We start from the raw sequence: 14,082 nt of genomic DNA, 5'->3' as shown, positions 1-14,082 counted from the left end.
ACTTTTCTTCTATTGCATTAACAGGTCTTAAGGCGTAATACCCTCACCTACGGTTACAGGTGTTGTCAACAAGGTGGGGTCTATACGGTTTATCTCTTCCTCTATTCTTACCAGGTTTCGATTTACCTTATCACTCAACCCGGATTGTGGATATTTAATTAATATATCCTGCAGTAATTTCCTTGAGGCAAAAAGCAATTTTATTTTACTCTCACGGTCACCTGTACGGTTTGCGCGCATGAAAATTTCAGCTGCCCGTTGGCGATCTTCCTTGGCTGCGAGTTTGGCAGCCTGATCTATACGTTCACGCGCTTTAACAGCGTACGATGAGGCCATCAGGCTCGTGAAAACCTCGATGGCCTGATCATATTCCCGCGCTTCGAGCAGAAGCATCCCCTGATTCCACTCTTCCTGGAGTTCCTGCTCCTGAACCAACCGACTTGTTTCAATGGAAATGGATTCTGCAGTCAACAGCTGATCATTTTTCCGGCGCAGCATTTCCTGTTTTTCAACCGGAAGAATATCGCGCGGAACACGTTCAACCAACAAAAGCGCTTCCTGAAATTTTTTCTCTTCAACCAAGCTGTCTATTCTGGCAAGAACCGACTTTAACCAGGCATCGGCCTCTTCATTTGCTCTTTCCAGAACCAAATCTGCATTGGAAGCAACTGGTGAATAAGGATATTCGGCAATATACTTTTTCGCCTGTTCCACTACTCCATATCCATCACGATCCGGGTTATACCCCAAATAGGCTTTAAGCAACTGTGCATACGACCTCACTTCATCACTCTGATACACATTCCTGTCCAGAGCCGACAACTGCTGCAGTGCCCATTCATTTTTACTGGACAACCCTTCGTAAATAACAGCCAGTTCTTTGTACCTGTCTTTTGCACCATCAAAAATTTCAAGCCCGAATTCAAGATCTCCAATAAGCTGCATCAAACGAAATTCCCACTGTGCCTGGTCTTGTTTGCGGATAACGCTCAACAGGTCAGTAAAAACTTTTCTCGCCTCCGGCTCGCGGCTTGTTTTGAGTAATGCCTGACCATATAAAAAAGTGGTATCAAAGGAAGGTAACTGACCAGCTTCAAGGGGAAGTTGCTCATAATGACTAATGACCGTTGCATAATCGTCTACTGCCGAAGCAGCTTTCAATAATTGCTCTTCCGCATGCAGGCTCTTAGCCTGGACAGGTAGCTGTTGTTGGGAAACCAAAGGGGCCGCCATCAGGCTTTGACAACTACTTTCCAGATAATTGATATCCTTTTCACTTATCTGCAAAAGAGAATCGGCCGCCAGCAACTGCGCCGCCTGTAAGTCTGTCTTTTGCAGCAATCGCTGATTCAAGGCATTGTACTCGACAAGCACACTCTGCAACTGTGCCCGGCAATCGCTCATGACGTTCAGCGTTTCCTGAGAAGAAGGGCTGGATATAGTCTGTGCCTGCAGTTCTCTTAATACCTCTAGCTTTTGTTCATAAGCATAGATACGATCATTGATCAAGGTCAGGGTCGGCATCAGCAAGTCTTTGACAGGGAGGACAGCTGGTTCCTGCATATCCCGGCTCAAAGATTCCACTTCAGCCTCCCCCCCCTGACGCGCACTGATGTCGTCACGCTGTTGCTTTGCAGAATAAGGATCAATTACCTGTTTCTGTGCCACACAGCCACTCAGCATCAACACCAGGCACCACACGATTTTATTAGGCCACTTACATCCCATGCCGGATTATTTTCCTATCATTGCCTTGTTTATTGTCGGATATATCCCCAGTACACCATGAATCACCTTATCCACAACCTGAAAACATATTTATACCTGCCCGACACTCAAGTTTGATTGTATACATTTTCAGCGTAAACGATCAGTTAGAGTGTGCAAGGCAAAATATTGGAAAGGATATCAAATAAAACGGTGACGGACAATCGCTTTCTGCAGAAACATCGAAAATCCTGTATTTGCACAAGGGACAGGGCCTCGCCTGTCTTGCGATAGTATAATCAGCCGACCACTCCCGGAAAAAGGAATATATTCTTAGTTGGATTCTAGCTGTTGCTTCCGATCATCAGATTTGTAGTCCCAAAACGGATGGAAATTACGGACCGGCTCAAAATGCTCATTTTGTAAAAAGTGTCCGAATCCCAGGCTACAGGGAAAGGATGGTGGGGTTGTCTGCTGCTTGCCACCGCCCCCTTTCTTCAACCGCCCCCCTTTATCCGGCTCGACAGGGAGAAAAAGCTGCCCCACATCAGGATACTGCAACACCAGGCCATTAAAAGCCAGGTCTACCACGTCCAGTCGTTCTCCGACATTTTCGCTTTGCAGCAGTGTTTCCGCCACCTTACTCCAGACCGGCAACGCCCCCTGCCCGCCTGTAATCCTGGTCGTCCCTTTGATCATGGGTGCATTGTTATCGTACCCGACATACACCCCCACAGTATATCCGTTGTCTACGCTCATAAACGATTCATTACTCTCGCCCAAAACTGGAACATGCCCAAGAAAGGAGGCATTACGATACCTGTTTGCAGTCCCGGTTTTCCCCAGCAACGGTACCGGCAGATTAAAATCTGCCAACTCTTGTTCACGATCGGGATTGTTACTGTGCAGCCGAACCGTCTTGTGGGCATACTTTCCGGTTCCGTGGAGCACGGTGTTTTCCAGAATATTACCAACCGCTGCAACCGTCGCTTGATCAAAAACTCGTTGAGCATTCACTGTCTGTTGATAAATAACTTCTCCGTCCGGAGCCTCTATCCTTTCGATAATTGCCAGGCCGTTTCTATCTGCAGTTGAATCCTCATCACTGATACGTTCACCATTTTGTCCTGCAACAACAAAATTATTCCCGGTAACGAGTGCTTCGTACATTCTGGTTATTTCCAGCAAGGAAACCACATTCGATCCCAGTGGAAAAGAGAGCACAGGTTCCAGTTTGCTTTCAATCCCGCATGCATAACCCAACCGGACAAGATACTGGAGACCGAGCATAATCCTGTAATCACGAACCTCGGTCAAAACTTCCAGAGAATATGGACGAAGGGCGAATAACGTATTTTCTTCGATCGTAATCTGTTCCTGCAACTGCTTATAGGATCCTACAGTGACGCTCCCCTCCAAGTGAACGCCTTCCCAAAAAATGTCGAGCTGGCTTGCGTTTAAAGTCTGCAAGAAACTTATCACCTGCTCAATCGGCCACCGGGTCCACTGACGGTCTTTCAGATCGCGGTGACCGGATGTATAGTGTACCCCACCGTTTTGATCCTGTACTAAAAAGCCCGAAGGCATCTGAAAATCGCCGGCAAGTGTGCCCCCAAACCAATTAGCGCCTTGCCGCGCTTCAGCTTCTACATAACGACGATATACGTTCAGTTGGTCGATAGTTCCGGCAAGGCTTAAATAAGTATCATCCAACAGACCCCGCTGTAAATGGAGGTCTTTTCGTGTGTACGATGAAAGTGACTTATCCTGCAGCAACTCTTTGATCTGCTCCCTGAAGCGATCATAATAAAGACCATAGTCTAATTGTTCAACCAGCTTGTATTCATCAAACCGGTTGTCGAATAAAAAATCTGCGCGAAGATTCTTTCTGGCTTTATCAAAGGCCGCTTCCTTAAGCACGTTACCGTTAACCACAATCCCAAAATCATCTCTTATCCGCTGCTTAAAATGCTGATAATTTTCGACGACGCCGTCATTGGCCATGGGAGCCATTTCCACCTGTTTGGCAACCTCGCGTAAGTGCAACGGTGACAGGTGGTCAGTAAGATGATACAGGAGCCACACGGCCGCAAGATTTTCAGATTCTACTCCAGCCCAGCTCATAGAGACAACATCATGGGGACTGTTATGATCAGGTCTGGGGAAATAAGGTCTGTTCATGAACACAAACACATCCCGTTGATTGGAAAGCATGTCAACAGGGCTCCACCCGAGCTGCAGCGCAGCGGCAAAAAGAAATGGTTTAAAGGTAGACCCCATTAATCGTTTCGCATCAATGGCTCGATTGAAATAACGATCAGTCATACCACCAGCCATCGCCCTTACAGCTCCTTGTTGCAAGGCCATAACGCCGCCTTCGACCTTCGGATAACGCTCAAGATCTCCCCGCAACGGCCCCTCTCCTTCGGACGGCCTGATACTGACATACACAACGTCTCCAGGTTGCAGCTGTTTTATCAGCTTACGGCGATCCTTATTATCAGGTTCAGACCAGCGATTCTTATTAAACTTGGCCAAGGCCGCTATCATTCTTTTAAGACCAGCCTCATCCAAGACGACAGTTGCCTTACCTTCACCAATATCGATACCGGCGTAAAATCCTGTTGATTTATTTTCACGGACTTCATCAATAACCCCAAACGCAAATGCACCAGGTAGCAACTCTGTATCTCCGGCATACTCCAGTTCACGATATTCCTGCTGCACCTCCTCTCTGTTGTAGCCTCGCAGTCGGACGTCAAGCAAAGACAACTGACGCCTCAGAGCGTACAAAGTCTGCTCCTGAATCTGCTTATCGATAGTGGTGATGACCCTGACCCCGGAGGTGGATACATTGGATACGCCATGGTCTTCCAATGCTTCTTTGATAATGGCCGTACTCAACCCGTCTTTCACCATATCCATGGTGGTATTCAAACGAAAAGCCATCTTACCGCGTTCAAACGCCACATCACTGTGGATAGCCTGTTCGTATTCCTGCTTGGTGATCTTTTGCGCAGCAAGCATCTTCTGCAAAACATATCTTACCCGTTCATCTACCTTTTGCCTGGCTTTTACAGGGTCTGCCTGGTTCCTCTTGGTAAACGGATTGTAATAGTTCGGCCGCTTAACGCTGCCTGCAATGTAAGCACACTCTAACAAATTAAGAGCATATGGTTCCTTATTAAAATAATAGCGGGCGGCTACCCCCAGTCCATGTCCATTGCCGCTGACAAAAAACTGGTTGCTATAAAACTCCAGGATTTTTTCCTTTGAATATTTATATTCCAGGCGCAACGCAAACAGCAGCTCTTTCAATTTGGCTTGGTAGCTGCGGGACTTTCGTTTAAATAGATTTTTAGCTGTCTGTTGAGTAATTGTACTCCCGCCTTGTACCACCCTGCCGGCCTTAATATTGGCAATCATGGCTCGGACTATTCCCGGGATGTCGACCCCAAAATGAGAAAAGAACTCATCATCCTCAGCTGCCACAATGGCATTGATAAAATGTTGAGGAATGGCGTGATACGCCAGATACTGGCGATGCACATCTTGAAACAATACCCCTAGTTTTTGTTCGCCATCACGAAAGAAAACCGGGCTTTCACGACCGAGAATTTCCTCTATATATTCCTCTTCCACTTCCGGCCCCGGGTTAACGACCACCAGATAATACAATCCGCCGGCAACACCTCCAGCTAAAAGCAGACCGAGTATACACAAACTGAAAAAAAGATATTTCAAGAACTTCCACATAACAGTTAATCAACAAAAAAAGTGATTGAAAGAGAAGGGCCGACCCGGCATAGGCAAAATATACGCAAGGAGATACATCGTAGCATACCGCTCTTGTGTAAAAAATGTCGTTTAAGATTTGCGTCAGGCGAAAAACAGTGGCTAACCACAAGATTTTCCTTGTAAAACGCCCTTAAACAATGGTAATAAAATCGCAATTGTGTCAATTTTGGCCCAATCATACCGCTGATGAAAAATAAAACAATATGATTCCAAAGCAATATCAGCATATCTTCACATATTAAATTTCATGACCTTACCCAACAGAGTTGTCACCCACTGCCTTTTTCCTATCTGTATTTTTCTTCTTTCAGCGTGTTCTTCACTCAGCCCTCTCCACAATGCTGACTCCCGTCAATCAGGCGTTCATAACCAGGAAGACACCGGTGCACCGACAGCAGAAGAAATGTCTTACCTGGAAATAGAGCCGGAACAACAGCTTGCAGAAGAACTTGCCGCCCTCGAAAAAACAGGCGCATGGGAGCCGGGCAAGCTGGACAACACACCACAACCTGTGAACGAAGTCACCTTCGACTTTCCTATTACAATTAATAAACAGGTGCAGTTTTACCTCGATCAATTCCAGGGCAAACAAAGGCGTCACTTCAGCAGGTGGCTTGCGCGGTCCACACAATACCAGGACGACATAGAGACTGAACTACAAAAAGCCGGTTTACCGCTTGACCTGGTGTACCTGGCCATGATCGAATCAGGCTTCAACCCTTCTGCTTACTCCTATGCTCATGCTGCGGGTTTATGGCAGTTTATTCGCGGTACAGGTAGAAATTATGGATTGCGTATTGATACCTGGGTAGATGAGCGCAGAGAACCCAAAAAATCTACCCAGGCAGCTATAAAATACCTCTCTTTTCTCCATAAAGAATTTGGCGACTGGTATTTGGCAGTAGCAGCCTATAACGCAGGTGAAGGGAAGATCGGCAGGGCGATCAAAAAATATAAAACCAGGGATTTCTGGCAACTTGCCAGTCACCGATACCTTGCACTAGAGACCAAGCGATATGTACCTAAACTCATTGCAGCAATCATCATAGCCAGAGAACCTGCAAAGTACGGTTTTACCGACATCCCCTATAAGAAACCGGTACAGTACGATACTATCGAACTCCCTCCTGCCACCGACCTCGCCGCAGTGGCGGTTACAGCTGCAACCAGTGTGGAAAAGCTACGCAAGCTTAATAATGAGCTACGAAAAAATCAAACCCCTCCAGGTAAAAAAGAGTATCTGCTGCGAATACCTGAAGGATCAAAAGAACTGGTTGCCCAAAACCTTAATCGACTCCACCCAGTGATCACTACCGCCTACAAAACGCATAAAGTAGGTAAAGGGGACACAATTACCGGGGTATGTAGAAAATACAAAATCAATAAAACCATATTGCTCAAGGCCAACGACCTGAGAACAGCCTCTTTAAAGCGCGGGCAACGTCTCCGTATCCCTTACAGGACAACAAAATATGTATTGCTCGCTAAAGGGGAAACCCCGGAAAGCCGCTTCGCATCTGCAGGTAAAGACGGCGAGATGATTCTCCACACCTTAAAACGTGGCGAGACCCTTTCTAAAATTGCCAAACAGTATGACGTCCCTGTGTCGGTTATCATGCAATGGAATGATATAAAAAATGTGCGTAAGATACGCGCCGGCCATCATCTCGCCCTCTTTCTTGATAATGGCGTGAACTCTTTTACCAACTCTATGGCGTTAACAAATCAGCTGAAAAAAGGCAGTATCGTCACCCTTAACGACCAAAAAAAATGGCCCGGCAGTAACGCAGAGGGCAACCGCATCTGGTACAAAGTTCAAAACGGTGACTCTCTCTGGACCATTGCTAAAAAGTTTCAGGTTTCAGCAAGGCAGTTGCGGCAATGGAATAATCTTGCCAACAACCTGATTCACCCGGGAACCAAGTTGGTCATTAAAAATGGGTAACTATTTCTCAAGGGTACCTTGAATTATCAGCAAACGCATATAATTCATTGCGGAGTCTAAGGCGTTCCTCCGTGGATATTTTTTTGACATAACGCCAAGCTTGACTGAAAAGCTATTATTCAAAATGCCTCTACTTTCAATAGCATCAACATTGCATTCCGTGCAGATCATCTTATAGTGTGGGCTGCACGTATAATGCTGCCTGTTTATATTTTTTGCGAACCAACTTGGCTCCCTTGCGCAGTGACAGCCTGCTACAAATCCTTTCCACGCCGGACTCAATGACTACACAAAACTTTCCCAGTGGTGATTACCCTGATGATGTCACCATTCTTCATGTTGGAGAAAAGACCGTCCTCCTTGTAGGGACAGCTCACATTTCCCAACAATCTGCAGATCTAGTCAAACAGATTATTGAAACAGAAAACCCAGACACCGTCTGTATTGAACTCGATGAAAAAAGGTACGCCGCACTTTCCAAAAAACAGCGTTGGGAGAACCTTGACCTAAAACAAGTTGTGCGAAAGAGACAATTATCCACTCTCTTGGTCAACTTGATACTTTCGTCATATCAAAAAAAACTCGGCGGCAAGATGGGCGTCATGCCTGGAACCGAACTGCTCACAGCAGCAAAAGCCGCTGAAGAATCGGCGATACCTGTCGCTCTCTGCGATAGAAGCATCCGCGTAACACTACGCCGAGCATGGCATGCCACCTCCTTTTTTAAAAAAAGTTATTTATTTTCGACCCTTCTGGCCAGCCTCTTTGATAAAACGGAACTTGATGAAGATAAACTGAAAGAACTGAGAAAAAAAGACGTCCTTTCCGAATTAATGGATGAACTTGGACAAACCTTCCCCGACACCAAGCGAGCACTTATTGATGAGCGTGATATTTTCATGTCCGAAAAAATTAAGGACGCTATCGGCAACCGAATCGTTGCAGTGGTGGGCGCTGGACATGTCGCTGGAATAGTTAAAACTATTCAAGAAGACAATAGTCATATAATGGAAGAAATTAATACCATCCCGCCAGTTTCCAAAATATGGAAATTTATAGGTTGGTCTATTCCAATGCTCATTATACTTTCCATACTTCTGATTGGCTTCAAACAGGGCGCAGGTGAAGCCAGCGCCAATGCGCTTTATTGGGTGCTGGCCAATGGTATCCCTTCTTCAATCGGTGCTCTTTTAGCCTTTGCCCATCCTGCAACCATTTTTTCAGCCTTTGCGGCAGCTCCCATAACCAGCCTCACCCCAGTGATTGGTGCCGGCTATGTCTGTGCCTTTGTTCAAATAATGACCAAGCCACCGGTGGTAAAAGAGTTTGAATGTGTCGGCGAAGATATCTCCTCTTTAACGGGATGGTGGAAAAACAAACTGCTACGAGTCTTTCTGGTTTTCATTCTTACCGGCGTTGGCTCAAGTATTGGTACTTGGGTTGGAGGATACCGTATCGTCAGCAATCTCTTGAGTTAAAAAGAATCCAGGCAAAACATAGTCCCGTTTTTTACAACATTTATTAAGTTTTACTTTTATATTAAATAACTATGAGTGATAACGATCCTAAGCAATCCACATTAAATGTCAGGCAACGAAAAGCATTACGTGGTCTTGGCCATCATCTTGAACCTATTGTTTATGTAGGCAAGGAAGGTATTTCAGCCACTCTCATTCAAGCTGCTAAAAGTGCTTTACAGGCCCATGAGTTAATAAAGATTAAACTTGGCCAAAATTGCCCACTGCCCAAAAAGGAAGCGGCAGAGGCGCTTGCCGAATCGACCCAAGCGGATCTGGTCCAGCTTATTGGTAAAATGGTACTTCTTTTCAGGCCTAATCCGGAGTTACCGTTAGAGAAAAAAATTAAAATCTGACAACCTTCATATATATCCTTCTAATTCAACGACTCTGTTGATATGATTTGGTCCTTTGAATTATTCTCCAGACAAGCACTTTTTATAACTATTCAGCAGCACTCCTACTCTCCACGACCTGCCCGTGCAGCATACGGATCTATAGCTAATCGGTCAGCTTGTGAACATTTGGAGCACTGCTGAACAGTTACGGTTCAGGGTAGATGGACAGTTTTTTAATTATTCACTGAAATGGTTACCACTTTTTTTATAGCCTTCCCTCCCTGCTACTCCAATTATCGGTCACGTGGATTTTTTTTGTCAACTGCACTTAAGGAAAGATGAGTTATGTTCGTGTTACTTTTCATAGGTGCTGAGCAACCTACTTCTTAAGGTTATCTTGAAAAATGGCTAATTCACCCAAACTCCTAGTTGCATCCAAAATTTTATCCTCGGAGGTAAGCGCAGACTCCGTTATCACTTATATGCCTGTGGTAGAATTTTGGATGCGCCTCGAACCTGAATGAATTTTCTGATTTTTCAAAACACCCTCGAAATCATAAAATCGTAAATTGTAAAAAAAACAGTAATCGAGGCAATCAACATGGGCAGCACATTATTTGATCAGCTGAAAAAGACGGGCTTGGTCGATGCAAAAAAGGCCAAACAAGTAAAAAAAGAAAAGCACCAGCAGAGTAAGCAAAAAAAAGGGAAAAATGTAACCAAAGAGACAAAGAGTCAACAAGTTGCTAAAAAAGCACAAGCTGAAAAAACGGCCAGGGATCGGGCACTCAATCAACAGCAAAAGCTAGCTGCTGAGCAGAAAGCGATCACAGCACAAATTGCTCAACTCATACAACAGAACAAAATCAAGGAAAAGGAAGGAGAAATACGTTACCATTTCAGTGATGGGAACAAAGTGCACCGTTTGTATGTTTCTGAAGCTGTGCAGAAACAATTAATCAGTGGCCAGCTGGTTATCGTCAAAATGAACCAAAAATACGAATTGGTCCCCACTGCTGTCGGGGAAAAGATTAAAGCCCGTGATCCGAAGTACGTTATATCTATACCTAGCAGCACTGAAAAGACAACTTCCGAAGAGGATCCTTATGCCCAATATCAGGTGCCGGATGACTTGATGTGGTAAGAGTGCAGTATAACGCCTCACCCAATGATAGGTCTCTTTAGGTATCTCAGTTTGCCAGAAAAGCTGCAAATACTGCAGCAGGGCCAGGCATCCAACACAAAAAAAAAAGCCACCCTTTAATAGATAAAAGAGTGGCTTGAAGCTTAACCTGTGCAGACGATACGTCTTCTTAAAGATCTCCCCTATCAAAGAGATCCCGGCGATCCTCCACAAACCAATTGATAAAACGCTCTAGCCCATTCTGCATGAAACGATCAAAATCCCACGGATCTGTGGATAAAAGATTAAGATATTCGTTTTTAAAGGCATATGCCCAAGCATCCTGAACAGTACCATCAGGCAGGGTTATGGGCACAACGAGTCGTTGATACTTATCACCTTCAAAGGCATCCAGTTGAACAAATGCTTCTTCGTCGATTCCCCAATACAGTTTGCCGAAGACAGCCCCACCATCTTCAACCCTGATACCTGGGTATTCTGTTTTTTCAACACGGTATCTGGCCCAGTTATGCAATATTGCTTCCGTTCCATCATATGCTGTACCTGTAACCGCTTTCATGACAAGAGGTGATTGTAAAGTGCCGTAGCAAAAAAGTGCTTCTTTTCCCATATCGGTTCTTACCAGTTATACAGATCGAGCGTTTCCGCTTCTCATGGTTTGTTGGATAAAATAATAAATTGAATTACTATTTCTCTTTGCCTCTGTTTCGATATCTCTTGTACACAGATTCAATAGTGATGATTTAAACTGTTTAACATAACGCAACTCGTTATATTTTCCAAGAGAGATAACAAAAAAAACCTCGATATCCTCCTCAAAAAGCCATATGCCACAAACAATTCAAGAACTCACCAAAAGCACTATTTCACGAATCGATATCCAACCTGTCGTCTCAGTTGCTTCGCAAATTTTGGTCTAAGAACAATGTAAATCTTTGCCATGATTTCAAATCCGCGTCCTCACGATAACGGTCGGACCCAAATACTGTAAAAGCATGGGGAGCCCCGCTGTAGGTTATCATCTCGTGTTTGACGCCTTCCTCTTCAAGGGTTTGAGCAAGCTCTGCAAAATCATCCATGCTTACTGCTTTATCTGCGGTACCGTGAAGGACGAGAATTTCACTTTTAACCTTAGAATAATCCTGGCCGTCAGGTGTTGTTAACCCGCCATGAAAAGTAACAAAGCCTTTAAAATCCGCACCAGACCTGGCGAACTCAAGAACAGCAGCACCGCCAAAACAATACCCAGCCACTACTGTATTGTCGACATTAGCTCCGAGTTGTTTTGCAGCAGCCAAACCACCATTGAGTAGACTTCGCATACGCTTGCGGTCACTATAAAGAGCCTGGGTAAGTTTTCTTTTTTCGGCTACAGCAGTTGGTCGGACATCCTTGCCGAATAAATCTATAGCGAAGACAGCATAACCTAATTCGTTGAGCATGGAAGCACGTCGTTTTTCGTAGTCGGTGACACCATCCCAATCATGAACGAGTAGAACCAGTGGTTGACTTGATTGCTGAGTAATAAAATACCCTTCAAAAGTATCGCCTCCTACCTGGTACTCAACATCGCGTCCATCAGCAAAAGCCAACGAAAAATGAAAAAGGATAAGTATCAACATTAAGTAGCGCATAGAACACCTCCAATTCGTTTGAAAGACATCAGTTTAACATTGCATGCGTCTGAATTCTATAACTCTCGGAGTCGGCCGGCCTGGTCCCTTTTTCCTCAACTCGCAGTTATTGCAGAAAAAATTACTCAATCCGACAGGCTACCAGGCTATCCTGAATAATTGCCATTTAGCCGGATCTTCCAGAATGTTGCGCTTCCCCCGTTATTCTCAAACGTTTATCTTAAGGAGCAAGCGTAAGACTACGTATATACCTATGTTAAAAGTAATCACATACCTTGACTTGGAAATGAATTGCTAACAATTAAGATACCCTCTCCTGCCAAGAAATTAGTTATCAGAAAAATAAAAGCAATGATGGACCGCAGAATTTTATCCTATTTTCCATTTTCATGTGTGGCTGTACTCTCTCAAATATGCGAAGAAAATGGGCCTTTGCAAAAGGTATTTTCTACGGTAAAAGATAGGCGAGGTTATTATGTGACCAATGTATCAGCCAGGCTATTTTACTTTTCAATCCTCATGCCGGTACAGTAGCGGTCTGCAAACATGTAACCTTCCTGCACACTCATTTTAGGACAATACAGTAACGACAAGCTACAAAAGCTATTGCCTATAGATTTAAAAGAATCGCAATCTTTTTCGGAACACCGAAAAACAAGGAGAAAAAATGGAAAACCTACAACAAAATGACGTTGAAATATATGAGCTTATCCGCCTGGAGGAACTACGACAGGCTCAGAAAATAAGGATGATTGCCTCAGAAAACTATGTCTCTTCAGCGGTAATGGAGGCAACCGGTTCTATATTTACCAATAAATATTCAGAAGGTTACTCCGGGAAACGGTATTACGAAGGTCAACAATATGTGGACCAGATTGAAGATCTCGCTATTAAACGTGCTAAAGAGCTGTTTGGTGCTGAGCATGTTAATGTGCAGCCCTATTCCGGTTCCCCTGCCAACTTGGCTGTCTATCTTGCTTTTCTGAAACCAGGAGACACTATTCTCGGTATGGCCCTTCCCCATGGTGGTCACTTGACCCATGGGTCAAAGGTCTCTATTTCTGGAAAATACTTCCACGCCGAATCCTATAGTCTGGATCAAGGTACAGGTAACCTCGATTACGAGGCTATTAGAAACAAGGCCAAAGCATGCATGCCGAAAATTCTCATTGCCGGGCATTCTGCGTATTCCAGGATACCTGACTTTCAAGAATTCAGAAAAATCGCTGATGAGGTTGGTGCATTGTTACTGGTCGACATGGCTCACTTTGCAGGATTGGTAGCAGGTGGAGCACACCCTTCACCTATTCCCTTTGCAGATGTAGTCACAACTACAACGCATAAATCGCTACGTGGCCCAAGGGGAGCGATGATCATGTGTAAAAAGGAGCATGCACAGGCAATAGACAAGGCAGTTTTTCCAGGTATACAAGGTGGTCCGCACAACAACACCACTGCGGCAATAGCAGTTGCCTTAAAAGAAGCGTCAACAGACAGTTTTAAAAACTATGCCGCACAAATTGTTGCCAATGCTAAAACGCTGGCATCGACCTTAATTGACAAAGGCTTTCACCTGGTCACTGGTGGCACTGAAAATCACCTGTTATTGATAGATTTGACCAACAAAGGGGTAACAGGCAAGGTTGCTGCTAAAGCTCTTGATGCGGCAGGGATAGTGCTAAACTACAACTCCGTACCATTTGATACGCGTAAACCTTTCGACCCCAGCGGTGTACGCTTAGGAACATCGGCTGTCACCTCGCGAGGATTTAGCGAAAAAGAAATGGTGCAAACAGGAGAATGGATTAACGCTATTGTTGCTGATCCTGAAAACATCAACCTCCAACAAGATATTGCAGCACAAGTTGCCACACTCTGTTCAAAGTTCCCTGCTCCGGGCCTCGAGCATTTAAGCAACAAATAATCTATACTGAGTAAACAACAAAAAAAAAGAGGTCACCATCAGGTAACCTCTTTTTTTTTATACTTCCGAAGCAAC

At 44.7% G+C, this 14,082-nt stretch carries 9 protein-coding genes; 5 read left to right on the top strand and 4 right to left on the bottom strand.

The genetic code is table 11. The features are described 5' to 3' along the window. Window positions 1–27 precede the first annotated feature (27 nt). Window positions 28–1,728, bottom strand: a complete 1,701-nt coding sequence (locus ACHZCY_RS19295) for a hypothetical protein (RefSeq protein ID WP_319550037.1) — start codon at window positions 1,726–1,728, stop codon at window positions 28–30. 312 nt (window positions 1,729–2,040) lie between these two features. Next, window positions 2,041–5,451, bottom strand: coding sequence for a transglycosylase domain-containing protein (locus tag ACHZCY_RS19290; RefSeq protein ID WP_319550036.1), 3,411 nt, complete (start codon window positions 5,449–5,451; stop codon window positions 2,041–2,043). Window positions 5,452–5,752: 301 nt separating this feature from the next. Between ACHZCY_RS19290 and ACHZCY_RS19285 the strand changes: the two genes are divergently transcribed. From ACHZCY_RS19285 to ACHZCY_RS19270, 4 genes are all read left to right on the top strand, one after another. Further along, on the top strand, window positions 5,753–7,450 hold the full coding sequence (locus ACHZCY_RS19285; RefSeq protein ID WP_319550035.1) for a LysM peptidoglycan-binding domain-containing protein: 1,698 nt from the start codon (window positions 5,753–5,755) through the stop codon (window positions 7,448–7,450). 281 nt (window positions 7,451–7,731) lie between these two features. Next, a complete protein-coding gene (locus ACHZCY_RS19280; RefSeq protein WP_319550034.1) occupies window positions 7,732–8,928 on the top strand; it encodes a TraB/GumN family protein in 1,197 nt (398 codons plus the stop codon). Window positions 8,929–8,999: 71 nt separating this feature from the next. Further along, entirely contained in the window at window positions 9,000–9,323 is a 324-nt protein-coding gene (gene yhbY / locus ACHZCY_RS19275) for a ribosome assembly RNA-binding protein YhbY (RefSeq protein ID WP_205221042.1), read from the top strand. Window positions 9,324–9,906: 583 nt separating this feature from the next. After that, window positions 9,907–10,449 (top strand): DUF2058 domain-containing protein, encoded by a 543-nt coding sequence (locus ACHZCY_RS19270; protein WP_319550033.1) that lies wholly within the window; start codon window positions 9,907–9,909, stop codon window positions 10,447–10,449. A gap of 169 nt (window positions 10,450–10,618) precedes the next feature. Here the strand turns inward: ACHZCY_RS19270 and ACHZCY_RS19265 are convergent, their stop codons facing one another. Both ACHZCY_RS19265 and ACHZCY_RS19260 read right to left on the bottom strand, forming a co-directional pair. Then, window positions 10,619–11,059, bottom strand: coding sequence for a gamma-glutamylcyclotransferase family protein (locus ACHZCY_RS19265; RefSeq protein ID WP_319550032.1), 441 nt, complete (start codon window positions 11,057–11,059; stop codon window positions 10,619–10,621). A 283-nt stretch (window positions 11,060–11,342) separates the two neighbouring features. Continuing rightward, window positions 11,343–12,083, bottom strand: coding sequence for a dienelactone hydrolase family protein (locus ACHZCY_RS19260; protein WP_319550031.1), 741 nt, complete (start codon window positions 12,081–12,083; stop codon window positions 11,343–11,345). Window positions 12,084–12,750: 667 nt separating this feature from the next. Between ACHZCY_RS19260 and ACHZCY_RS19255 the strand changes: the two genes are divergently transcribed. After that, window positions 12,751–14,007, top strand: coding sequence for a serine hydroxymethyltransferase (locus ACHZCY_RS19255; RefSeq protein WP_205221038.1), 1,257 nt, complete (start codon window positions 12,751–12,753; stop codon window positions 14,005–14,007). Window positions 14,008–14,082 lie beyond the last annotated feature (75 nt).

Origin of the sequence: Desulfogranum marinum, from assembly GCF_963675105.2 — a bacterium.
GTDB lineage: Bacteria > Desulfobacterota > Desulfobulbia > Desulfobulbales > Desulfobulbaceae > Desulfogranum > Desulfogranum marinum.
Note: the sequence above shows the minus strand (reverse complement) of the source record. Positions and strands in the feature narration are given on the sequence as shown.